At 65.0% G+C, this 20,942-nt stretch carries 20 protein-coding genes and 1 tRNA gene; 14 read left to right on the forward strand and 7 right to left on the reverse strand.

Annotated features, from left to right (window positions below; all coding sequences use genetic code 11):
• Nucleotides 1-75 precede the first annotated feature (75 nt).
• A complete protein-coding gene (locus ACUDP5_RS05575) occupies nucleotides 76-1,611 on the reverse strand; it encodes a tetratricopeptide repeat protein (protein ID WP_445658319.1) in 1,536 nt (511 codons plus the stop codon).
• A gap of 59 nt (nucleotides 1,612-1,670) precedes the next feature.
• On the reverse strand, nucleotides 1,671-2,645 hold the full coding sequence (locus ACUDP5_RS05580; protein WP_445658320.1) for an RDD family protein: 975 nt from the start codon (nucleotides 2,643-2,645) through the stop codon (nucleotides 1,671-1,673).
• 280 nt (nucleotides 2,646-2,925) lie between these two features.
• Here ACUDP5_RS05580 and ACUDP5_RS05585 point away from each other — a divergent pair, with 280 nt between their 5' ends.
• The 4 genes from ACUDP5_RS05585 to ACUDP5_RS05600 all read left to right on the forward strand — a co-directional run bounded on the left by ACUDP5_RS05585 (nucleotide 2,926) and on the right by ACUDP5_RS05600 (nucleotide 7,242).
• Nucleotides 2,926-3,846: a LysR family transcriptional regulator gene (locus ACUDP5_RS05585; RefSeq protein ID WP_263910295.1), complete on the forward strand. Its 921-nt coding sequence runs from the start codon at nucleotides 2,926-2,928 to the stop codon at nucleotides 3,844-3,846.
• A gap of 205 nt (nucleotides 3,847-4,051) precedes the next feature.
• Nucleotides 4,052-5,245, forward strand: a complete 1,194-nt coding sequence (locus ACUDP5_RS05590) for a CaiB/BaiF CoA transferase family protein (RefSeq protein WP_445659135.1) — start codon at nucleotides 4,052-4,054, stop codon at nucleotides 5,243-5,245.
• Nucleotides 5,246-5,317: 72 nt separating this feature from the next.
• Entirely contained in the window at nucleotides 5,318-6,277 is a 960-nt protein-coding gene (locus tag ACUDP5_RS05595; RefSeq protein WP_445658321.1) for a Bug family tripartite tricarboxylate transporter substrate binding protein, read from the forward strand.
• Nucleotides 6,278-6,306: 29 nt separating this feature from the next.
• Entirely contained in the window at nucleotides 6,307-7,242 is a 936-nt protein-coding gene (locus ACUDP5_RS05600) for a hydroxymethylglutaryl-CoA lyase (protein WP_445658322.1), read from the forward strand.
• On the opposite strand, the gene ACUDP5_RS05605 is transcribed toward ACUDP5_RS05600, so the two are convergent.
• On the reverse strand, nucleotides 7,209-7,841 hold the full coding sequence (locus ACUDP5_RS05605) for a class I SAM-dependent methyltransferase (RefSeq protein WP_445658323.1): 633 nt from the start codon (nucleotides 7,839-7,841) through the stop codon (nucleotides 7,209-7,211). The two genes, ACUDP5_RS05600 and ACUDP5_RS05605, sit on opposite strands and share 34 nt — an antisense overlap.
• A gap of 176 nt (nucleotides 7,842-8,017) precedes the next feature.
• On the reverse strand, nucleotides 8,018-8,833 hold the full coding sequence (locus ACUDP5_RS05610) for an EAL domain-containing protein (protein ID WP_445658324.1): 816 nt from the start codon (nucleotides 8,831-8,833) through the stop codon (nucleotides 8,018-8,020).
• Nucleotides 8,834-9,104: 271 nt separating this feature from the next.
• Between ACUDP5_RS05610 and ACUDP5_RS05615 the strand changes: the two genes are divergently transcribed.
• The 6 genes from ACUDP5_RS05615 to ACUDP5_RS05640 all read left to right on the forward strand — a co-directional run bounded on the left by ACUDP5_RS05615 (nucleotide 9,105) and on the right by ACUDP5_RS05640 (nucleotide 14,720).
• Nucleotides 9,105-9,695 carry a lipid-binding SYLF domain-containing protein gene (locus ACUDP5_RS05615; RefSeq protein WP_445658325.1) on the forward strand — a complete coding sequence of 197 codons (591 nt, stop codon included), beginning with the start codon at nucleotides 9,105-9,107 and terminating at the stop codon, nucleotides 9,693-9,695.
• 290 nt (nucleotides 9,696-9,985) lie between these two features.
• The gene (locus ACUDP5_RS05620; RefSeq protein ID WP_445658326.1) at nucleotides 9,986-10,969 is read left to right on the forward strand and encodes an AraC family transcriptional regulator ligand-binding domain-containing protein; all 984 of its coding nucleotides are present in this window, start codon (nucleotides 9,986-9,988) and stop codon (nucleotides 10,967-10,969) included.
• Nucleotides 10,970-11,171: 202 nt separating this feature from the next.
• Nucleotides 11,172-11,804 carry a paraquat-inducible protein A gene (locus ACUDP5_RS05625; protein WP_445658327.1) on the forward strand — a complete coding sequence of 211 codons (633 nt, stop codon included), beginning with the start codon at nucleotides 11,172-11,174 and terminating at the stop codon, nucleotides 11,802-11,804.
• Complete coding sequence (locus ACUDP5_RS05630) at nucleotides 11,801-12,433, forward strand: paraquat-inducible protein A (RefSeq protein WP_445658328.1); 633 nt, start codon at nucleotides 11,801-11,803, stop codon at nucleotides 12,431-12,433. The genes ACUDP5_RS05625 and ACUDP5_RS05630 overlap by 4 nt, the downstream gene beginning before the upstream one ends.
• Nucleotides 12,430-14,091: an MlaD family protein gene (locus ACUDP5_RS05635; protein WP_263910305.1), complete on the forward strand. Its 1,662-nt coding sequence runs from the start codon at nucleotides 12,430-12,432 to the stop codon at nucleotides 14,089-14,091. Before ACUDP5_RS05630 ends, ACUDP5_RS05635 begins: the two co-directional genes overlap by 4 nt.
• Nucleotides 14,088-14,720: a PqiC family protein gene (locus tag ACUDP5_RS05640; protein ID WP_445658329.1), complete on the forward strand. Its 633-nt coding sequence runs from the start codon at nucleotides 14,088-14,090 to the stop codon at nucleotides 14,718-14,720. The genes ACUDP5_RS05635 and ACUDP5_RS05640 overlap by 4 nt, the downstream gene beginning before the upstream one ends.
• 2 nt (nucleotides 14,721-14,722) lie before the next feature.
• Here ACUDP5_RS05640 and ACUDP5_RS05645 read toward each other — a convergent pair whose 3' ends face one another.
• The 3 genes from ACUDP5_RS05645 to ACUDP5_RS05655 all read right to left on the reverse strand — a co-directional run bounded on the left by ACUDP5_RS05645 (nucleotide 14,723) and on the right by ACUDP5_RS05655 (nucleotide 17,318).
• Entirely contained in the window at nucleotides 14,723-15,466 is a 744-nt protein-coding gene (locus ACUDP5_RS05645) for a 2'-5' RNA ligase family protein (RefSeq protein ID WP_445658330.1), read from the reverse strand.
• A gap of 84 nt (nucleotides 15,467-15,550) precedes the next feature.
• Complete coding sequence (locus tag ACUDP5_RS05650; protein ID WP_445658331.1) at nucleotides 15,551-16,972, reverse strand: DUF1254 domain-containing protein; 1,422 nt, start codon at nucleotides 16,970-16,972, stop codon at nucleotides 15,551-15,553.
• A 256-nt stretch (nucleotides 16,973-17,228) separates the two neighbouring features.
• Nucleotides 17,229-17,318: transfer RNA gene (locus ACUDP5_RS05655), tRNA-Ser, on the reverse strand.
• Nucleotides 17,319-17,439: 121 nt separating this feature from the next.
• Here ACUDP5_RS05655 and ACUDP5_RS05660 point away from each other — a divergent pair.
• The 4 genes from ACUDP5_RS05660 to ACUDP5_RS05675 all read left to right on the forward strand — a co-directional run bounded on the left by ACUDP5_RS05660 (nucleotide 17,440) and on the right by ACUDP5_RS05675 (nucleotide 20,901).
• Complete coding sequence (locus tag ACUDP5_RS05660; protein ID WP_445658332.1) at nucleotides 17,440-18,417, forward strand: NAD(P)H-quinone oxidoreductase; 978 nt, start codon at nucleotides 17,440-17,442, stop codon at nucleotides 18,415-18,417.
• 130 nt (nucleotides 18,418-18,547) lie between these two features.
• Nucleotides 18,548-19,294, forward strand: a complete 747-nt coding sequence (gene tpiA, locus ACUDP5_RS05665) for a triose-phosphate isomerase (RefSeq protein WP_263910310.1) — start codon at nucleotides 18,548-18,550, stop codon at nucleotides 19,292-19,294.
• A 21-nt stretch (nucleotides 19,295-19,315) separates the two neighbouring features.
• On the forward strand, nucleotides 19,316-19,807 hold the full coding sequence (gene secG, locus ACUDP5_RS05670; protein WP_263910311.1) for a preprotein translocase subunit SecG: 492 nt from the start codon (nucleotides 19,316-19,318) through the stop codon (nucleotides 19,805-19,807).
• A gap of 152 nt (nucleotides 19,808-19,959) precedes the next feature.
• Nucleotides 19,960-20,901 (forward strand): LysR substrate-binding domain-containing protein, encoded by a 942-nt coding sequence (locus tag ACUDP5_RS05675; protein ID WP_263910312.1) that lies wholly within the window; start codon nucleotides 19,960-19,962, stop codon nucleotides 20,899-20,901.
• Nucleotides 20,902-20,942 lie beyond the last annotated feature (41 nt).

A 20,942-nucleotide genomic window follows, 5' to 3' on the forward strand; every position in this document is an offset into this window, starting at 1 on the left:
TGTGCAGTGGGAAACAGTATCCCAATTGCCGCGTCGATTTTCTTCGCGAGGGGACGGCCCGATCTCCCCTTCTGCCTATTTGCGTCCGAACAGCCGCCCCAGCAACCCACGCGGTTTGCTGGCGGCCTGTTCCGCCGCCAGGGCATTGTCCAGCGACAGTTGCTGGTACTGAGGCTTGCCGTTCTGCTGATAGGCTGCCGCGGCCTGGCGGAACGCGGTTGCCGATTCCGCATGGCGCGACATGGCGCCGTAGATCTCGCCGCGCGAATACAACGCCCAGTCGCGGTATGTCGGATCCATCGCGACCAGGCGGTCGCAGGCCGCCAGTGCATCGTCGTGGCGGCGGGCGGCGATCAGGGCGTTGACAGTGTCTGCCTGCAGCATGCTGTCGTCGGGCCAGCGTTGCTGGGCGCGCGCGGCCTCGGCTGCTGCTTCCGTGCCTCGTTCCAGTCCGATCAAGGCGTCGATGCGCACACGGCGCCATTTCACCCAATCGGGATCCAGCGCGATGGCCACTTCCGACAAGGGCAGCGCTTCGCCGTAGCGTTCCAGGCGGACGAGCATGTCGGCCGCGTTGCCCGGCAGGAAGTCGTTCTTCGGCGCCAGTTCATAGCCTTGCAGGTAATAGGCCAGCGCTTGTTCCCACTGGCGCTGGTCGCGCTGTGCGTTGCCGGCCACGAACAGCAATTGGGCGTCGCCGCTGGACAGGGGGTCCAGATCGCGCAGGGCCAGTTCGGCCAGTTCGGGCTCGCCGCTGCGCACGTATTCGCGGGCCTGTTCCTTGCGGCCTTCCCAGCCGTTGTCCGACAGCGCGTCCAAACGTCGCCACAACGGCTTGGCCTCGTCGGCTCGGCCCAGCCGGTGCAGCGAGCGGGCCTTGCCTTCCAGCGGCCAATCCCAGTCGGGCTCGCGGCGCAGCAGGCTGGTCCATTCTTCGACGGCATCGGCGTGGCGCCCCATGGCCTGCAGGCAGGAAGCGCGGTTGTGCTGGATGGCGTTCTGTTCGCCCAGGATCGCGCGCGATCGGTCGAACATGGCGATGGCCTTGTCCAGGTCGCCCAGGCGGCGGTAGGTATTGCCGGCGTCATACATGAAGCGGCCATTGCCGGGGGCGAGCGCGACGGCGCGCTCGAAATACGGCACGGCCTCGGTATGGCGACCGGCATTGGCCAGGTTGGACGCGATGTAGCAGTGCGGGGCGCCGGCCTGCGGCCGTTGCTGGATCGCGCGGCTCCAGCAGTCGATGGCGTCCTGCAGCCGTTCGTCGTTGATCAGCACGTAGGCCTCGGCCATCAGCAGGCCGAAATGCGAGGGCGCGCGTTGGCGGGCGTCGCGCAGGATGTGCCAGGCCGCTTCGTGGTCGCCGTCGTCGTAGGCTGCCGTGGCGCGCACGCGCAAGGCGTCGGCGCAGTGAGGGTCCAGCGCCAGCGCGCGCGCCAGGTCGGCGTCACGCGCCGCCGGCGTGCCGCGTTTGTCGTGGCAGCGGGCGCGCAGCGCCCACGTCAGGGCGACGTTCGGCTGTTCGCGCACCGCCTGTTCGCACAGGGCGAGCATCTGCGGATGGTCGTCGCCGTCGTCAGCGAGCAGGATGGATTCGATCAGGTTGGACATGCGGATTTCCAGGGACGACGCGCCGGCTGGCGCGTCCGTGGGGAGCGACGCGTGCGCGATCAGGGCGCAGCGGCGTGGCGACACTTGTAGGGCCGGTCTGTGGCGGCGATGTCATCGCTGCCGCATTGCCACCGGCGGATACCGCCGCCTTTGCGTTCGGCACGCAATTCGGGCAGATAGACCAGATGCTTGCCGGCCAGGGTGGGTTCGCCCTGCGCGCTGGCCGAGCCGGCGATGGTGAAGCGCAGCACGCCGTTCACCGGATTCAGTTCCAGATTCGAAAATCCATTGGCCGCCAACGATTCAGGCGTCACGCCCAGTTCCTGCAATGTCGCGGCGTAGCGGCCGGCACTGCGGTAATGATTTTCCGCCAGCATCCTGATCGGGTCCGACACCAGATCCAGCCGGCGCACGTCGGCGGCCAGGGGGCTGTCGGCCTCTTGCTTGCCCAAGGTCAGCGCGGCCAGCACGAAGCCACCCAGCACCAGCACCGCCGCGCCCGCAGCGAACAGCAGGAACTTGCCGACGCCGGTGATCGACCGTGCCTGGCCCAGCGCGGCCTGCACCGCCCGGGGATCGGCATGGCTGGACACCACATAAGTGCCGGCGGCCCAGTTGTGCATGGCGCGATCGCCGAAGATGGCTTGCTGGACGTGGTGAAACAGACCGGGCAGCGCCAGGTTCAACGGAAACTTCATCAGATGCCGCCACACGGAGCGAAGCAGGCCGGGGCTTCGGCCGCTGCGCGTCACCACGCGCTGCTTGAACAGGCGCTTGCCGGGAGAGCCGGACCCCCAGGCGTCCATCAGCGCCGGCAGCAACAGGCCGATGAGGCCTGCCGCCAGCCACAGCAATGCGGGCGCAGGCTGTTCCAGGAGCCCCTGATAGCTGAGGGAGGCCGCCGACGAAAACGCGAACATCGCCGCGATCATCGTGGCCGCGTCCACCGCGCTGGCCGCCAGCCGTGCCCAGATGCCGGGGAACGGCGCCACGCTCCGTGGGGTGGCGGCCTGGGCGGCTGGCTTGGCTTTCACGGCCTTGCGGGGCGTGGCAGGGGGCGCTGCGGCGGGCAATGGCGCGTGGCAGCTGAAGCAGTGGCTATGGGAGGCCGGGTTCTGCCAATTGCATTTGGGGCACTGCATGGTTCAGGTCTTGTTCTGGTTGTCGATGTGATGACGCGTGTCCTGTGCCGCGCGGACCCGCCCGGTACCGCAGGGCTTCGTGACGGCCAGGCGCAGTGTATCGGACCGCGCGGCAGTTGGCTGGGGAAAACCCCGATCCCGGTCCAGGGAGCGCCGCGGGACACTTCCCGGCATGAAGCGCCCCACACCTGCACCGCCCCATCCCCGCGACATCGACCCGGTTTCCCTGCGCCTGTTCCTGGCTGCGCTGGAAGAAGGCAGCCTGGCGCGCGCCGCGGCGCGCGAGAACATCGTGCCGTCGGCGGTCAGCAAACGCATGATCGACATGGAAGAGGCCTTTGGCGTGCCGTTGCTGGAGCGCGGCGTCAAGGGTGTGCAGGCCACGCCCGCCGGCCAGGGGCTGGCCGGCCATGCCCGGCTGCTGCTGCAGCAGATGGACCGCATGCACCGCGAAATGGCGGGCTTTGCCACCGGCGTGCGCGGCCGCATCCGGCTGGCGGCCAGCGTGGCCGCGTTGTCGGGCGATCTGCCGGCGCAGATCCAGTCGTTTCGCCGGGCCTATCCCCAGATCGAGATCGCGCTGGAAGAAAGCACGACGCAGCAGGTCTTCCAGGAAGTGCTGGAAGGGCGCGCCGACGTGGCGGTGGGGTCGGACTTCGGCCACGACGGCCTGCAGGTGTTTCCCTGCGGCTACTGTGAATTGGCGGCCGTGGTGCCGACGCGGCACCTGCTGGCCGACAGCGAGATCCTGGACTATGCGCAGTTGCTGCCGTACGAGTTGATCGAGCTGAATCGCGACAATGGCATCAGCGCGGTATTCGAACGCGCTGCGCGAGAGGCTGGCGTCACCCGGCGCATCAGCGCGCGTGTCAGTTCGCACGAGACCATCTGCAACCTGGTGGCGCGGGGCATGGGCGTGGCGGTCGTGCCCATGTACCTGAAGCCGCGCCATGCCAGCCAGGACATCCGCTTCATCGCCTTGTCCGGACCCTGGTCCGGCACGCCGTTGTGCATTGCGGTGCGCGATCTGGCTGCCTTGCCACCCGCGGCGCGCGCGTTGCTGGCGCACTTGGGGGCCGTGTCCAAGCCCTAGCGGTGGTGCGCCGCGGGATGCCGAGGCGTCCGGCCTAGGGCTAACCCGGACGTTCCCAAACGAGAATGCCCCGGTGCTCAAAGATTGCTTTTCCGAACGTGCACCGGTCGCGATGATGGCTGCGTACTAGCCCAGGGGGATGCCATTCGGCTGGGGGCCACGGCAAGAGGAAACATCGATGACAGCAGCACCGGCTTCACCCTTCATGGACACCAGCGAATTGCCCCTGCGCGGCATCAAGGTGCTGGAGCTGTCCCACATGATCATGGGGCCCGCCGCCGGCCTGGCGCTGGCCGACCTGGGCGCCGAGGTGATCAAGGTGGAACCCCTCGACGGCGACCGCACGCGGCGCCTGAAGGGCTCGGGCAGCGGCTACTTTCCCGTCTTCAACCGCAACAAGCAAAGCCTGTCGATCGACCTGAAGTCCACCGAAGGGCAGGCGCTGGCGCGCCAGCTGGCGTTGCAGGCGGACATGCTGGTGGAGAACTTCCGCGACGGCAGCCTGGCGCAATATGGGCTGGACTACGAAAGCCTGTCGGCCGAGAACCCCGGACTGATCTACGTGTCGCTCAAGGGCTTCCTGTCGGGGCCCTACAAGCATCGCACTGCCCTGGACGAGGTGGTGCAGATGATGGGCGGGCTGGCCTACATCAATGGCGGCGCCGACACCCCGCAGCGAGTGGCGGCATCCGTCAACGACATCCTGGGCGGCACCTTCGGCGTGGTGGGTGCGCTGGCCGCGCTGCACGACCGCCACACCACCGGGCGCGGCCGTCATGTGCGTTCGGGCTTGTTCGAGAACAACTTGCTGCTGGTGGCGCAGTTCATCGCGCAGTTCCAGCTGACGGGTACGGCGCCCAAGCCTTTCGGCGCCGAGCGCAAGCCGCCATGGGGCGTGTACGACGTTTTCGAGACGGCCGACGGCCGAGTCTTCGTGGCGGTGGTGGGCGACGCGCAATGGCGCAATTTCGCGCAGAAATTCCTGCCGCCCGAATGGGCCGCCGATCCGCGCCTGGCAACGGCCGTGGATCGCGAAGCGGCACGTTCGTGGCTGGTGCCTGGGGTGGGCGAAATCCTGAAGGCCTGGAAGACCGACGAACTGTGCGCCGCGCTGGAGGCGGCGAACCTGTCGTACGGCCCCATCCGCCAGCCCCACGATCTGCTGCAGGACGAACACCTGAACGCCGGCGGCGCGCTGCTGGCCACGGCCTTGCCGGACGGCGGCGAGATTTCGGCCGCGGCCCTGCCGATCGAGTTCGACGGGCGCAAGGCCGGCAAGCGTTCCGATCCGCCCGGGCAGGGCAGCCATACCGAAGCCATCCTGCGGGGGCTGGGACTGGATGCCGCGCGCATCGAGGCCCTGCACACGGCGGGAGTCATCCGTTGCGAAGGCCGATGACCAGGTCGTAGAACCTGTCCCCGTCGAGGCGGCGCAGACCGCCAAGACATCCATCAAAGAGGAGACTATCCGATGATCCGCAAACTCTTGGCGGTGGCCAGCCTGGCCATCGCCTGTGCCGCCCACGCGCAGGACTATCCCAACAAGCCCATCCGCATCATCATCCCGTCCACGCCGGGCGGCGGCACCGACTACATCGGGCGGCTGATGAGCAACAAGCTGCACGAGCTGAACGGCTGGGCCGTGGTGCCCGAAAACAAGCCGGGCGCCGGCACTGCGCTGGGCCTGGCCGAAGCGGCCCGCGCGCCCGCGCAGGGCTATGACCTGGTGATCGGCCAGTCCGACAACGTCACCCTGATTCCGCTGTTGATGAAGGTGGCGTACGACCCGGTCAAGGACCTGGCGCCGGTGGCGCTGGTGGCGACCACGCCGATGGTGCTGCTGGTGTCCGAGAGTTCGCCCTACAAGACGCTGCCCGAGGTGATCGAGGCCGCCAGGAAAGAGCCGAACAAGATGTCGTACGGCACGTCCGGCACCGGCGGGGGCGTGCACATCGCCATGGAGATGCTGCAGCACGAGGCCGGCTTCAAGATGCAGCACGTGCCCTACAAGGGCTCTGCGCCCGCGTTGGCCGACCTGATGGGCGGGCATCTGCAGTTTGCCGGGTCGTCGATCTCGTCGGCCGCCGCCTTGATCAAGGCGGGCAAGGTGCGTGCCTTGGCCGTGACGTCGCCCAAGCGCAACCCGGCGCTGCCCGATGTGCCCACCGTGGCCGAGCTGGGCTACAAGGATTTCAGCGTGGTGACCTACTACGGCGTGCTGGCCCCGGCCAAGACGCCCGCCAACGTGGTGGCACGGCTGAATGCCGATTTCAACAAGCTGCTGGCGCGCAAGGACGTCCAGGACGCGCTGGCCTCGCAAGGACTGGAGACCGATCCCGTCTCCGCGGAGCAGTTCGCCGCGCTCATCCGGTCCGATATCGGCAAGGCCCGCCAGACCATCGCCGCGGCGGGCATCGTGGTGCAGCAATAGCCCCCGGCGCATTGAACAGGGAAACCATCATGGATCAGGAAGTCAGGCTGTGCGAAGTCGGCCCGCGCGACGGGCTGCAGATGGCGCGCGGCATGATGCCGGCGGCCGACAAGCTGCGCTGGATACGGCAGCTGGCCGCGGCCGGCCTGCGTGAAATCGAGGTGGGCAGCTTTGTCTCGCCGCGGCGGGTGCCGCAGATGGCCGACACGGCGCAGGTGCTGCCCGCGACGCTGGACCTGGACGGCGTGACCGTCTGCGCATTGGCTTGCAACCTGAAGGGGGCCATCGCCGCCTACGAGGCGGGCGCCCACGTGATCGCCATCCCCTTGTCGGTCAGCGATACGCATAGCCACGCCAACGTCGGCAAGGGCACGGACGCGCAGGTGGAGGCGGTGGCGGCCATCGTCGATTGGTTGCGGGCGCAGCCGAGGGCGGTGCGGGTGGATGCCGCCGTCGCCACGGCCTTTGGCTGTTCGTTGGAAGGCGCGGTGCCGGTGCGGCGGGTGGCGCAGGTGGCCGCGGCGGTGGCGCGTGCCGGGGCTGACGAGATCGCGCTGGCCGACACGGTGGGCTATGCCCATCCCGCCCAGGTGCGCGATGCCGTGCGGGCCGCCCAGGATGCGATCGGCGTGCGGCTGGTCAAGCTGCATCTGCACGACACCATGGGTCTGGGGCTGGCCAACGCGCTGGCCGGACTGGACGAGGGCATCCGCGCGTTCGACGCCTGCCTGGGTGGCCTGGGCGGTTGCCCCTTCGCGCCGGGCGCGTCGGGCAACATCGTCACCGAGGACCTGGTGTTCATGTTGGAAAGCATGGGCTACCGCACCGGTGTGGATCTCGCTGAACTGCTCGCCGCGCGTGAGTTGCTGGCGAATGCGTTGCCGCAGGAAATCCTGCGCAGTGGCGTGGCGGCGGCGGGAATTCCGAAAACCTACGCGGCGATCGCCTCGGTGTCGCGCCGCTGACCAAAGATGAATACGTGGTGGTACTTGTCGCGGACGGGGTGGCGCGGCTGGACCACGCCGGGGATCGGTGGCACGAAGGGCGTGAACAGCCCCAATGCGTCGACATGCACGGGAAATGGCGCGCGCTCGGGCGTGTCGTTGTAGCCCAGCACCAGCAGGCCGCCGGGCTTGAGCACCGCGTGGCACTGTTGCAGCATGCGTTCGTAGCCCGCGAGGTCGTTCAGGCCATAGCCGATCAGGCCGTTGGCCACCACCACGTCGAAAAAGCCCGGCTCGTAGAACGCCGCCATCTCGGTGGCGCTACCGGTCAGGTGCTTGCCGGGCATGCCGTAACGGGCTTGCTCCGGGTCCATGTCCAGGGAATAGAACTCGGGTTTGAGCAACCGGGGGTAGTGCCAGGTGTATTCACCCATGCCCAGGAACAGGCAGCGTCCCGGGCCTCGCGGGCCGTTGGCCAACTGGTTCAGGTAGCCGAATATCTGCTGTTCGAGGAATGCCCGGTTGGGCGCCCGCAAGGGAAATTGCACGCCGCAGCGCGCGGCCAGGGCGGGAGACAGGCGAAACAAACCTGACTTCAATGCGTCTTTCAGTTTGGGCATGGTCAACCTGGCTGTGCCGCCGGTTTTTTTGCCGGGCTTGCCACCGCTGCCGCCCGGAATGCTCCAAATAGTAGACGAATTCGTCCTATTTCAGGACTAATTCAGCTGTTAATGATAAGCGTGTTAACGAGGGGTCGCGTTAACCCTTGCCCCTGCGCCGGCAAGGATGGCGGCCGTCATGCGTCATTCCCGCAGTGCATCGGCGTGGGGCAGGTTTGTGTGAAGAGCGCGGCGTCGCCAGGCCTGCCAAAAAGAAAGCCCTGGAATGCCGAGCACCCCACGCTTTTCAGGTAAGACAATTGCCCGGCAGTCTCGACGCCTTCGGCGACAACATCTGCCTCCAGCGCGTCAGCCAACATGAGGATGGCGCCCACGATTCCTTGATCCTTCTTGCTTGCCACCACTTCATCAACGAATGTCTTGTCGATTTTTATTCGGGAGATGGATAAATACCGCAGGTATTGCATGGATGAAAATCCCGTCCCGAAGTCGTCAACGGCGATGCCCAGGCCGGCATCGCGAAGGCGCCGAAAGTCGTTCTGTTGACGGCTTCCCTTCGCGTTCAGGAACATGCTTTCCGTGACTTCAAGAATCAGCCTGTCCCGGGCGATCTGATATTTATCTATCAGATTGAGGACGTCGTCCACGAAATGCAGATCATTGAATTGGCGAGCGCTGACATTGATACTCAATGTCCAGCCCGCAGTGGCCGGGCTTTCTGACCAGCGCTGTAGTTGCTGGCAACCGGCTTGCAGGGCCCAGGCGCCCATATTCAGTATGGCGCCACTTCGTTCCGCAAGCGGCACGAACAGCGATGGCGGGATCTGGCCGTACTCGGCGGAGTTCCAGCGCATCAACGCTTCCATGCCGATAATTCTGCGCGCTCCGTCAACTATGGGCTGATATTGCAGAGACATCTCGTCGTGCATCAGCGCATGGGTCAGCGCATCTTGCAGCGACTCGAATGCCTGATTGGAAGCTGCTTGATTCATGAGCCCTCTCTGAACGATCAATGAAGCATCTACTGCAATCCAAAAAGACAGGAACAACTATTTGCCGGGTACGCTGAAATGGCGATGCGCCAGCCCAGCTTAGAATGATTATCCTGTGGCGTCTTGCCATTTGATGCCAAATTCGAAATTGCAGTTGAATCTGTATTCGAAATACAGCGGACGCATCGATCAATCTTGACAGAGATTACCCTGGTCTAAATACTCGCAGCGTGCTGATGTAACGCGGCGCTTAACCAAATCAGGGTATTCCATGTTCAAGGAAAGCAATAAATATCTGAAAGTCCTCCGTCTGCAGTGGGGGCGTTGCATGCGGTCGGCCTTGCTGGCGTTCGCCTGCGCACTGGCTCCGGCAAGCGCAGCGTTCGCCGACAACGCGCTTGCGATCCGCAATGATTCCGCAAATGCGCTGCAACACCTTTACGCTGCCGAACCAAGCACCAAAGAACTGGGCGAGAAAGCGGTCGCAGTCCTGGTTTTTCCCAAGATCTACAAAGCGGGTTTGCTGGTCGGTGGCGAGCATGGGCAGGGCACCTTGTTCAAAGGTAAAGAACCCATCGGTTACTACGAAATCTCGGCCATGTCATTGGGCCTGCAGGCCGGCGCCCAGACCTTTGGCTACGCACTTTTCTTCATGAATCAGAAATCGCTCAGCTACCTCGAGAAGAGCGATGGCTGGGCGTTGGGCAGTGGCCCCAGCCTGGTGGCTTGGGACAAGTCCGTTGCTTCCAGCGTGTCGACCACCACCTTGTCGCAGGACGTATTTGCCGTCCCGTTCGGCGCCCAGGGGCTGATGGCGGGCATGGGGCTCGAGGGCTCGAAGATCACCAGCATCACACCCTGATACGCTGCGCAGGAATGTCGCCGATGCCGGTTCCAACGCTACGGATTGCCGGCCCAGCTTGTACTCGGGCCATGCAGGCGTGGTTGGGGTTGGCGTCGGTGCGTGAAGGCGACGTGCGCCCATGTCTCATTATTCATGCTGATTTGTCTCGCTTGTCGATTTGATTGATTCCTTCGCGAAGGGGACGGTGTAAATTCGACCACGATTTTCAGCTCAAGATAATAATCGGGCGAAGCACCTTCCGAAGGCGGCGCGTCCGGCAATGGGGCTGAGCGTAAAAGCCTGCATCCATGTCGAACGCCACGCCGTCCATCAAACTCAGAAGCTTCTTGCACATCGGCCCCTACCTGGCCAGCCGGGGGGTGTCCGCGCTTGAATTCTTTCAGCGACTGGGAGTCTGCCCGAACATTTTCCAGACGCCGGATATCTGGCTGCCACGGGCGCAGTGTTTCCATATCGCCAACGAAATGGCTGCCATCGCGCAAGACCCGTTCGGCGGCGCCCAGGTGGGCCGCTTGATGGAGCTGCGCTCGCTTGGCCCCTGGGGGAATCTGGTTCTGGGCACGCGGAATGTGGGCGAGGCATGTGCCATGGCCGCCACCCACGCGGCGATGCTGCACCAGGGGGGAGAAGTTCGAATCGTCACCGAAGGCCGCACGACGAAACTGATTCACAGGTTCACCGGTCCGCTGGGAGCGGATCCGCGGCAGTTCATTTTTGGAAGCCTCGCCGTATTGCGCAAGGTGCCACTTCTGGCCGGCGCGCCGTCGGCGATACGCGTGCACTTGCAGACGCCGACAGCACGGGGTGACGATGCATTGCAAGAGTGCCTGGGTCCGAATATCGAAACCGGGGCCGAACATAATATGGTCGAATTTGACCGTGATTTGCTCGATGCGCCTTTTCAAGGAACGAAAGACGACTCGCGCAAGATTACGCGGGCGCTGCAGTCGACCATCGATACCGCGGGTCTGCTGATCGAACGGATTGCCGAGCAGGAAGAAATCAATCTCGAATCCGTTGCCAAGAAAATCGGTATGTCGCCGCGGACGCTGCAGCGGCGGCTCCAATGCAGCGGCGTCGATTTTGAAAGCCTGAAGGACGAGACGCGGCGCAGCGAAGCGCTGCGGCTGATCAGGCTGGGCAAATATTCAGCGACTGAAATTGCCTATATGGTCGGCTACAGCGATCCCGCGCATTTCACGCGCGCTTTCAAGCGGTGGACGGGGCTTGCGCCGTCTCGCTTCCGCTCCCTCGAGCTCAATCCAGCCTGATCCGACAGGGCGGCGTGGCACAACCGTTGCTGCCTTGATCCTCTTGACGCCGGTCTCGCCCGATTTTGGCGTCGAATGGCAAGCCCGGGTGCGGCGCTTTCTGTAGCCTCTCGGGGCTGTGCCCAAGGCCAGTTCACGAGCGACATTCGGTTTGCCCAGGCCGGCCTTCGCCATGCAACCCCACGGTTATCCCGGCAACAACATGAACGTCTATCCCCACCTGGTGGCCTGTGAACATTGCGACAGCGTGTACCAACGATGCCGCCTGGCGGCAGGCGAGGTCGCACGCTGCCGCCGCTGTGAGGCCGTGCTTGAACGCGCCAATCCGCTGGATGCGGACCGCTGGCTGGCATTGACCCTGACCACCGCCGTGGTGTTTCTGATTGCCAACATTTGCCCGGTCGTACGCATCAACCTGAATGGCATGCATCGAGAAGCGACGTTGTGGGAATTCGCCTGGGCCCTGGCCCAGGGAAGCGTGGCTCCCCTGGCGATGGTTACTGCGCTGGTGATCATCCTGGTGCCCCTGGCGCAGATCTCTCTGCTTTCATGGGTGCTGATCCCTGCGCGGGCCGGCCATCGCGCCCCTGGCTTTGCTGGCGCCCTGCGCATGTTGGCGCTCTTGAAGCCATGGAGCATGGTCGAGGTGGGCATCCTCGGCATCCTGGTGGCGATCATCAAGCTGATCAGCCTGGTGGAAGTCACCCTTGGCGCGGGCGTGTGGGCGACCGCTGCCCTGATGATATTGCTCACTTTGATTGCCCACCGGGACTTCTCTTCGCTGTGGGATCAGACCGAACAGGATTCGGCGCTACGAAGCGAAAGCGCGGCATGAACAGGCAGCCCTTCGCAAGTGACCTGTCGGTGGTGGGCTGCCATACCTGCGGCCTGGTTTGTGATCACCCCGACCCGCCTGGGCACAGCCGCTGCCCTCGCTGTGGCTCGGCGCTGCATCAACGGCGCCCGAACAGCATTGCCCGCGCCTGGGCGCTGCTGATGACTGCCATCATTTTCTATATCCCTGCCAACGTGCTGCCTGTCATGCACACCAGTCTGCTGGGCAAGGGCAGCGAGAGCACGATCATGGAAGGGGCGGTGGAGTTCTGGGCATCAGGCTCCTACGGCATTGCATTCGTGATTTTCATTGCAAGCGTGGCCGTGCCTTGCGCGAAATTCCTGGTGCTTGGGCTGCTGCTCGTGACTTCGCAACGGCGCAGTCGGTGGGCGAGGCGAGAGCGCGCCAAGCTGTACCGCATGGTGGAGTTTGTCGGGTACTGGTCGATGCTGGATGTGCTGGTGGTGGCGGTGGTGGCTGCCCTGGTGCAGTTCCAGGGCCTCACCGACATATCGCCCCGCATCGGCATTCTTTTCTTCGGCATGGTCGTGATTTTCACCATGCTTGCAGCGATGTCGTTCGACCCCAGGCATATCTGGGACGGTGAAATCAAGGGTGATGACGAATGAATGATGCTTCCAGGGAGCTTCCCGTGCCTGGCGCTCCTGCGGTGATTCCGCGTAAAAGATGGCGGCTCTCGCTCGTCTGGCTGGTGCCGGTCATCGCGGCCTTGATCGGGCTTTCCATGCTGGTGCAGACCTGGATGACGCAAGGTCCGGTCATCAGCATCACGTTTCGGACGGCGGCCGGCCTGGAAGAAGGCAAGACGCTCGTCAAGTACAAGGACGTCAATGTCGGCACGGTGACCGCCATCGGCCTGAGCGAAGACGGCTCCCACGTGGTGGCCACGGTGGCGCTCGATAAGGATGCGACGAGCCTGGCGCGGGTCGATTCGCGCTTTTGGGTGGTGCGCCCGCGCATCGGTATCGATGGGGTTTCCGGCGTGGATACGTTGCTGTCGGGGGCATACATCGGTGTCGACCGAGGCCAGTCGAGCGAATCCGCCACGGATTTCACGGGCCTGGAAAGTCCTCCCACCGTCATCGGGGATACGCCCGGCCGGTCCTTCGTCTTGCACACCGAAGATCTCGGCTCGTTGGACGTGGGGTCGCCTGTGTATTACCGGCGCATTCAGGTGGGCCGCGTTGCGTCATACCAGTTGGGCGAAGATGGCAAGGCGGTCGCCTTGCGGCTTTTCGTCAATGCGCCCTACGACCGGTTTGTCACTACGGCCACGCGCTTCTGGAATGCCAGCGGGGTGGACGTCTCGCTGGGCGCGGACGGGTTCAAGCTGCAGACGCAGTCGATCGCCACCATTCTCGCTGGCGGCGTGTCTTTCGGCACCTCGCCCGGCGCCTCCGGCGAGCCGGCAGCCGAGGATACGGCGTACGAGTTGGCCAAGGATCAGCAGGCCGCCCTGGCTCCCCCCGACGGCCCGTCGCAGGCCGCCTATCTGGTCTTCGAGCAATCTCTGCGCGGCCTGGCCATTGGCGCCGCGGTGCAGTTCGACGGCATGGACATTGGCAAGGTCATTTCCATCAAGCCGGATTACGACGCCGTCAGGCGTCGCTTCCAGTCCAAGGTCGGCATCGTGATCTATCCGCAGCGACTGAGCGAAATCCTGGAAAAAATGCCGGACGTTGATGGAAGCGAGGAAGATCGGCTGGTGCGCATGGTGCAGGAAATGGTGGCCCACGGCCTGAGGGCCCAGGCCAGGACCGGCAATCTGCTGACGGGCCAACTGTATATCGCCCTGGATTTCATACCCAATACACCGAAGGTGGCCTTTGATCCTGAGCGGCGTCCCATGATGCTGCCGACCGTCAGCGGCAGCTTCGACCAATTGCAGGAGCGGTTCGCCAGCATCGTGGGCAAGATCGACAAGATGCCGTTGGACAGCATCGCGCGCAATCTGGACGCGTCCTTTGCCAACCTGAATAAAGTGCTGCTGCAGGTGAACGGTCAGGTCCTGCCGCAGGCCACGCAGACGCTGCGCCAGGCGCAGCAGACCATCGGCGCCGCGCAGGGAATGCTTGCCGAAGATGCGTCCCTGAGACAGAGCCTGGGCCAGGCCCTTCAAGAGGTCCAGCGCGCGGCACGCTCGGTTCGCACGTTGACCGACCTGCTGAGCCGATACCCGGAATCGCTGGTGCGAGGCCGCCCCGAGAATGCCGCGGCCGAGGCTGCCGCAGCGCCGTCCCGCAGCAAGATGGAGACTTCCCGATGATGAACCGATCGATGCGTATCAGCCTGCTTGCCCTGACCCTCGGCCTGGGCGCTTGCAGCACTTCGGCGCCTGTCCGCCACTACACGTTGCTGCATCCTCAGGAAGCCATCCAGACCGACCGCGCGCCGGCACGCTTCGTCATCGACGTGATGCCGGTGTCGTTGCCGGAATACTTGAATCAGCCGCAACTTGTGGTGCGGCAGGATGACAGCGGCGCACTCGCCATCCTGGACGACGAACGATGGCTGGGGCCATTGGACGAGGAAGTACGCACTGCGTTGTCGGCAAGATTGGTCGACCGCCTGGGCACCCAGGACGTCGCGGGCTTGTCCTGGCCAGGCAGTGTGCCGGTGATCAGGGTGAAACTGCAGATCCGCCGATTGGATGCGTGGCCGGGAAAGCGCGTGCAGCTTGAGGCGGGCTGGACCCTGGGGGATGCGCGAGAGCCTGGCGCCGACAAGCGGGTATGCCAGGGGCGTTTTGAAGAACCGGCCGCTGCCGGTTACCCCGCGTTGGTGCAAGCGCAGCAACGGGTGATCGCTGCGTTGGCCGACCAGATCGGCCGGGACGCCATGTCGTGGTCAACGTCGCGCCAGCCGCGTTGCGAGCCTGCGCTGGCGCGATCTTGAGCCTACTTGGGAAAATCAAGCTGCTTGAGCTTTTTGGAGGCCGTGCCGAATTGTCCTAGCTGGTAGACCGCGGCGCCGGCAGGCGCGAACGAAAATGCCTCGAACGGCTCGGCCAGCATCTTGTCGAGATCTGCCTTCAGGGCCACGCCTGTCGTGACATGCGGGCTGTATTTTCTACCCGCCGCGATCGAATCATAGGTCGACACGTAGGCAATCAGGACGGGATCGATGACAGGATCTTCGGGGGTTGTCACGAACGCCGTCGAGTCACCCGTCTCGGCCGTGTAGGGCGCCACGGAGGCAAGCAGGTCGGCCTGCAACGCCAACAGCGCCGGGGTGGGGCGGGCGACAATGGCCGCCAGGCCGGTCGCCCCGCTTGGCAGGTAAAAATACCGGAACGCCTCGAGCCGCATCTGTCTTACTTTCGATTGCGCAAGCACGTCATTGGCTGCTGCATAGACCTTGTCCAGATCGGCCGTGCGGACGAAACGCTGGATGACCGTGATGTGCGGGCGATGGGTATCGTCCAGCGCGAACCCCTGGGGATAAGCCCTGAGCAGCCGTGCGTTGGTTGTCTCGGCCTTTTCGAGCATGGTCGCATCGGGTTCCAGGAGTATGTCGATTGCCGTGACGTTGCCTGGGGCGGCGGCCGCCTGCGGCAGCCCGATGTTCCAGCTGACCAAGGTTGCCAGGCCGATGGCGCAGGCCTGGTTGAGCCATTGGCGGCGACGGAGCGCATGTCTCATCTTGTGAATCCCGAGAGGTTGTTGTCTGCCGAGGGCCGGCGATACGCCGGCCCGCTGTGTCGGTGTGGCGCGTACGCGTGCGGCTCAACTGACCTTGTGCACGGCCGGAATGGCCCAGGTCCCGTCGAGGATGGATGGGGCGGTTGCGCGTGGCCAATAGGTTCTGAGCATCAGGATGAAATCCCCGGCAGGGGCGGGCAGCCAATTCGACTCCTTGTCCTTGCCCGGCGAATCCTTCTGTATATAGAGATCGGTCGATCCATCCGCATTGACCCGCAGGTTCTGGCGCGGACTGATCGAATACCGGTCGAGCGGGTTGTCCACGAAGAAGTAGCCGTCGTCATACATCGTCAACGACCAGAATCCTTCCACAGGCGGCAAATGGCCTTTGGGGAACCGCATGACATAGCGGTTCGAGCCGTTGTAGGGACGACCCTCTGCATCATTCTTCGAGATCGGGTAGATCGCGTCCTGGGGCCGGTTTGCGCCAAGCCCGATAGCGGTGATGAGCGCCCGCATCAGATAGTCGGTGCCGTAGGTGCCCGTGTGCGTCGTGAATGACCAGCCGTTGTCGTTGTTGAGGGTCTGGTAATGCTGCATGATCCTGTCGACGCCGGCCTTCGGAACGCCGCTGAAGACGTCCGCCGCCTGTTGGCTTCGGTCGAAGTCCTGGCCCGGGACGATGCCCAGGCGCTTGAACCTGGCGACGTGCGGCGCATCGGCCTGGGACGGCGGATTCGTCTTCATCAGTTCGCACAGCAGCGTGAAGTACGACAGCGCGTCCATCTGATTGACCTGGTCGCGCACCGCGGTAACCATGTCCAGGGTCGGGTCGACCTTGCCTGCCGGCGGGGTGTATGGCTTGCCGTACGCACTCAGGGGGACGAGCTTGAACGCATCCTGCAAGGCATGGACGGCGGCATAGTCTTCGGGCGTGCCGGTGCAATAGATGCGGCCGAGCATCCATACGATGCTGGTGGGCGATTTGTATTCCTTGACCCCCTCGGGCAGGGTGCCTTTCCAGCCAGGGCCGGTGATTGCGTAGGTCTGCGCCCCGCTGCCGGTCGTGCGTTTGCCCGGAACCTCGAACACCGTCGTCCAGCCGTCGAGCATCGGCATCAGGGAATAACGGTCTTTCATGTCAGGGATGCTGAGCACCCAGGGTTCGCTGCCCACGTCAAAGAAGGCGTTGGTGTACAGCGTATCGGCGTTCGGTGCGGTGACGTCCCGGAATGAGGCGTCGGGATAGCTGCGCGCCTTGATGATCTGCCCCATCGGGCCCCGCACCCCGCCAGGTTCGGCGACATTGGTGATGATCCGGCGCGTCATCTCCATCGTCACCAAGGGGTAGCCGAAGATGTAAGCGTCGATCGCCAGATCCGCATCGTTTGCCGCGGGGCCGGGGCTGGAAAGCGCCCGCTGACCGGCGAGCGCTGTGCGAGCCATTGCCGTGCTGGCAAGCAAGCTCGATCCCGCCAACAAGACGGAACGACGGGTAATCTTCATAGGTTCTCCCACTGATTGCTGACAATCGACGCGTTGCGGCGAAGCAGATCGTGGCGTGCGCCGCGGCTCCGTCGTTCGCGTCCTCGCCTTGCATCATAGGAGTGGGGTCCCGTCCGGGGCTTGCCATCTGACGCCAAAGACGCTGGCCCACCCTGGCGCGAGCATCGGCGGGCATCGAGGGGGGAGGGGGCAGGCGCAAGCCTTCTGGCTCGAAGCGAGTGCCTGAGCCGGTGGCTGATCGGGGGGGAATAGGGGTTGGCGGAAGCGGTGGGATTCGAACCCACGAAGGGTTTAACCCCTTGCCGGTTTTCAAGACCGGTGCAATCGACCACTCTGCCACGCTTCCTGGTATTGCAATGTACTGCGGCAACGGCGATCCGGCCGCCAGGCAAACACTCCGCCTGCTGAAAACGCGACCTGCCGTAAAGGGCGCAATAATAATCTATTTGCCGCAAAGGAGGCACGCGATGCACGCTGTAGAAATCTCCCGCCCGGGCGGCCCCGAGGTGCTGGTCCCCGTAGAACGCCCCATGCCGCAACCCGGCCAGGGCGAAGTCCTGATCAAGGTCAGCGCCGCCGGCGTCAACCGCCCCGACGTGTTCCAGCGCAAGGGCAACTACGCGCCGCCCCCTGGCGCGTCCGATCTGCCGGGCCTGGAAGTGGCCGGCGAAATCGTCGGCGGCGACCTCGCCGGCAGCGGTTTCTCGGTGGGCGACAAGGTCTGCGCCCTGGTCGCCGGTGGCGGCTACGCCGAATACTGTGTCGCGCCCGCCGCCCAGTGCCTGCCCATTCCCAAGGGCCTGTCCGACATCGAAGCCGCCGGCCTGCCGGAAACCTACTTCACCGTCTGGAGCAACGTGTTCGACCGTGGTCGCCTGTCGGCCGGCGAGGCCCTGCTGGTGCACGGCGGCGCCAGCGGCATCGGCACCACGGCCATCCAGCTGGCGCGCGCGCTGGGCCACAAGGTCTATGCCACGGTGGGCAGCGACGACCGGGCCCGCGCCGTCGAGGCCCTGGGCGCCACGTTGGGCATCAATTACAAGACCCAGGACTTCGTCAAGGAAGTGAAGGATGCCACCGGCGGCCAGGGCGTCGACGTGATCCTGGACATGGTGGCCGGCGACTATATCGCCCGCGACATGCAGTGCCTGGCCGACGACGGCCGCATCGTCATCATCGCCCAGCTGGGCGGGGCCCAGGCCAGCGTGGACACCAGCCAGGTGATGCGCCGCCGCCTGACCATCACGGGGTCGACGTTGCGTCCCCGATCGGTGGATTTCAAGGGCGCCATCGCCCAGGCGCTGCGCCAGCACGCCTGGCCCCTGCTGGAGCAGGGCGCCATCAAGCCCATCGTCCACGCCACCTTCCCGCTGGCCCAGGCCGCCCAGGCCCACGCCATGATGGAAGGCGGCGAGAATATCGGCAAAATCATCCTGACGGTGTAAGAAACGCGCGGCGTCCGGCGCAGCGCCGCGCAACAGGATACAATCTCGGGTTTCGCCTGGAATTATTTCCAGGCCAGCCCGTGGGCGGGTGCTTTTTTCCGCCGGGTTCATCCACTCTGACATTTGCGCCATGACTTCAGTCGAAAACCGCGCCCGCCTCGTGCTGGGCAACTGGAAGATGCACGGCAACCTGGCTGAGAACGCTGCGTTGCTGACCGAGCTGCGCGCCGCGGATGCCGCGAGCCATTGCGAAATCGGCGTCTGCGTTCCGTTTCCGTATCTGGCCCAGGCCGCGTCGGCCCTGACCGGCAGCGCCGTGTCCTGGGGCGCGCAAGACGTCAGCGCGCACGACAAGGGCGCCTATACCGGCGAAGTCTCCGGCCCCATGCTCAAGGAATTCGGCTGCCGCTATGCGCTGGCCGGCCACTCCGAGCGCCGCGTACTGCACGGTGAAACCGACCAGGTCGTCGCCGACAAGGCCCGCGCCGCCCTGGCCGCCGGGCTGACCCCGGTGGTCTGCGTGGGCGAGTCCCTGGCCGACCGCGAAGCCGGCAACACGCTGGCCGTCATCGAGCGCCAGCTCAAGCCGGTGCTGGCCCTGGGCGCCGAGGCCGTCTCGCGCATGGTGCTGGCCTACGAGCCCGTCTGGGCCATCGGCACCGGCCGCACCGCCAGCCCCGAGCAGGCGCAGGAAGTCCACGGCGCCATCCGCGCCGCCCTGGCCGCGCTGGGCGCGGCCCAGGTACAGGTTTTGTACGGCGGCAGCGTCAAAGCTGCCAATGCCGCCAGTTTGTTCGCCATGACTGATATCGACGGAGCCCTGGTCGGCGGCGCGTCGCTCGTGGCCGAAGAATTTTTGCGAATCGCCGCCATCTAAGTTTCCGTTCCGGAGTCTGTAATGCCCTTGATGCTCAAACTTCTGCTGGCCGTCCAAGTGATCTCGGCGCTGGCTATCATCGTGCTGGTCCTGCTGCAGCAGGGCAAAGGCGCCGACATGGGGTCCGCTTTCGGTAGCGGCTCGTCGGGCAGCCTGTTCGGCGCCACCGGCGCGGCCAACTTCCTGTCGCGTGCCACCAAGTGGGCCGCCGTGGTCTTCTTCGCGTCCACCGCCGGCCTGGCCTATGTCAGCCACAAGGGCACCGGGGCTTCCGCGGTCGACAGCGGCGTGATGCAAAGCTTCCCGGCCGACCGTTCGGTGCCGCAAGTGCCGGGCGCGGCGCCCGCCACGCCGGGTGCGTCGTCCGTGCCGGGTGGCGCTTCGGTGCCGGGCGCCTCGTCCGTGCCGGGCGCTTCGTCGGTTCCGGGTTCGGCGCCGGCCGCGAAGCCCGATGCGTCGGTGCCGTCGGCCCCCGCTGCCGGCGACAAGCCCGCCGAAACGCCTGCGAAGTAAGCCCTTCGCATGCAAAAAAGCCGGCGCAAGCCGGCTTTTTTCATGGGCGCGGCAACCCTGGGCAGCCGCGCCGCCTGCGATAATGCGCCAGGGGCGGTGGCTGGCAATTTCCCCAGCCAGCCTGCCGCGCCAGGCATATCCGGATCGGCCCCATGGAAAAGCGTTTGATGCCATCGATGATGGCGCTGCAATGTTTCGAGGCGGTGGCGCGGCACATGAGCGTCACGCGCGCCGCCGAAGAATTGCACATGACCCAGAGCGCGATCAGCAAGCAGATCGCGCAACTCGAAGCGCTGCTGCGCAACCCGCTGTTCCTGCGGGTGCGCCGGCGCTTGCAGCTGACCCCGGCAGGGGCGTTGTACCAGTCCGAGGTCAGGGCCATCCTGAACCAGGTCGACATGTCCTCGCGCTACATCCTGACCTACGGCAGCGAAACCCAGGTACTGACCATCGGCACCCAGCCGACCTTTGGTTCGCGCTGGCTGATCCCGCGGCTGCAGCGCTTCATGGCCGCGCATCCGGACATCCAGCTGAAGGTGCGCAGCGAAACCCGGCCGTTTGACCTGATGCAGGCCAAGATCGATATTTCGTTCTTTTTCGGCCACGGCACCTTGCCTGGGGCCGAGTGCCACGAGCTGTTCGGGGCTGAAGTCGTGCCCGTCTGTGCCCCCGGCTTCCTGGCCGGCAACAAGGTGGCCAGCCTGGACGCGCTGAGCAATCAGGTGCTGATCCAATGCGCCTCGCGCCCGGAAGCCTGGCACGACTATTTCTCGCACCAGCAATTCCAGTCAGACCGCAGCTATCATGGCCCGCGTTTCGACACGTTCTATATGTGCGTGCGTGCCGCCGAAGGCGGCTGCGGCATCGCCCTGACGCCCCGGCTGTTGGCCGAAGAAGAGCTGCAGGCGGGCAAGCTGGTGATTCCCTGGGGCTATGTGCAGCCCAGTGATGGCGCCTACTTCGTGGCCTATTCCGAGCATTCGGCCGAGGTGCCGAAGATCAAGCAGTTCGTGGCCTGGGTGGAAGACGAGGCCGCGCAAAAGCGCGCGGCCGACGCCCGGCGCGCACGATCCATGAAAAAACGGACTGATTAAACCGATTTTTTTCATTTGATTGCCCTCGCCGGGCATGATTT

The organism is Achromobacter sp. NCFB-sbj8-Ac1-l, from assembly GCF_052695805.1.

Bases quoted from the DNA above. Each gene is read 5' to 3' on its own strand.
- ACUDP5_RS05615 (WP_445658325.1), top strand. From the start codon at position 9,105: ATGTTCAAGGAAAGCAATAAATATCTGAAAGTCCTCCGTCTGCAGTGG.
- ACUDP5_RS05650 (WP_445658331.1), bottom strand. From the start codon at position 16,972: ATGAAGATTACCCGTCGTTCCGTCTTGTTGGCGGGATCGAGCTTGCTT.
- ACUDP5_RS05640 (WP_445658329.1), top strand. From the start codon at position 14,088: ATGATGAACCGATCGATGCGTATCAGCCTGCTTGCCCTGACCCTCGGC.
- secG (WP_263910311.1), top strand. From the start codon at position 19,316: ATGCCCTTGATGCTCAAACTTCTGCTGGCCGTCCAAGTGATCTCGGCG.
- ACUDP5_RS05600 (WP_445658322.1), top strand. From the start codon at position 6,307: ATGGATCAGGAAGTCAGGCTGTGCGAAGTCGGCCCGCGCGACGGGCTG.
- ACUDP5_RS05635 (WP_263910305.1), top strand. From the start codon at position 12,430: ATGAATGATGCTTCCAGGGAGCTTCCCGTGCCTGGCGCTCCTGCGGTG.
- ACUDP5_RS05660 (WP_445658332.1), top strand. From the start codon at position 17,440: ATGCACGCTGTAGAAATCTCCCGCCCGGGCGGCCCCGAGGTGCTGGTC.
- ACUDP5_RS05590 (WP_445659135.1), top strand. From the start codon at position 4,052: ATGGACACCAGCGAATTGCCCCTGCGCGGCATCAAGGTGCTGGAGCTG.
- tpiA (WP_263910310.1), top strand. From the start codon at position 18,548: ATGACTTCAGTCGAAAACCGCGCCCGCCTCGTGCTGGGCAACTGGAAG.
- ACUDP5_RS05610 (WP_445658324.1), bottom strand. From the start codon at position 8,833: ATGAATCAAGCAGCTTCCAATCAGGCATTCGAGTCGCTGCAAGATGCG.
- ACUDP5_RS05630 (WP_445658328.1), top strand. From the start codon at position 11,801: ATGAACAGGCAGCCCTTCGCAAGTGACCTGTCGGTGGTGGGCTGCCAT.
- ACUDP5_RS05675 (WP_263910312.1), top strand. From the start codon at position 19,960: ATGGAAAAGCGTTTGATGCCATCGATGATGGCGCTGCAATGTTTCGAG.
- ACUDP5_RS05595 (WP_445658321.1), top strand. From the start codon at position 5,318: ATGATCCGCAAACTCTTGGCGGTGGCCAGCCTGGCCATCGCCTGTGCC.
- ACUDP5_RS05620 (WP_445658326.1), top strand. From the start codon at position 9,986: ATGTCGAACGCCACGCCGTCCATCAAACTCAGAAGCTTCTTGCACATC.
- ACUDP5_RS05585 (WP_263910295.1), top strand. From the start codon at position 2,926: ATGAAGCGCCCCACACCTGCACCGCCCCATCCCCGCGACATCGACCCG.
- ACUDP5_RS05625 (WP_445658327.1), top strand. From the start codon at position 11,172: ATGAACGTCTATCCCCACCTGGTGGCCTGTGAACATTGCGACAGCGTG.
- ACUDP5_RS05645 (WP_445658330.1), bottom strand. From the start codon at position 15,466: ATGAGACATGCGCTCCGTCGCCGCCAATGGCTCAACCAGGCCTGCGCC.
- ACUDP5_RS05605 (WP_445658323.1), bottom strand. From the start codon at position 7,841: ATGCCCAAACTGAAAGACGCATTGAAGTCAGGTTTGTTTCGCCTGTCT.
- ACUDP5_RS05575 (WP_445658319.1), bottom strand. From the start codon at position 1,611: ATGTCCAACCTGATCGAATCCATCCTGCTCGCTGACGACGGCGACGAC.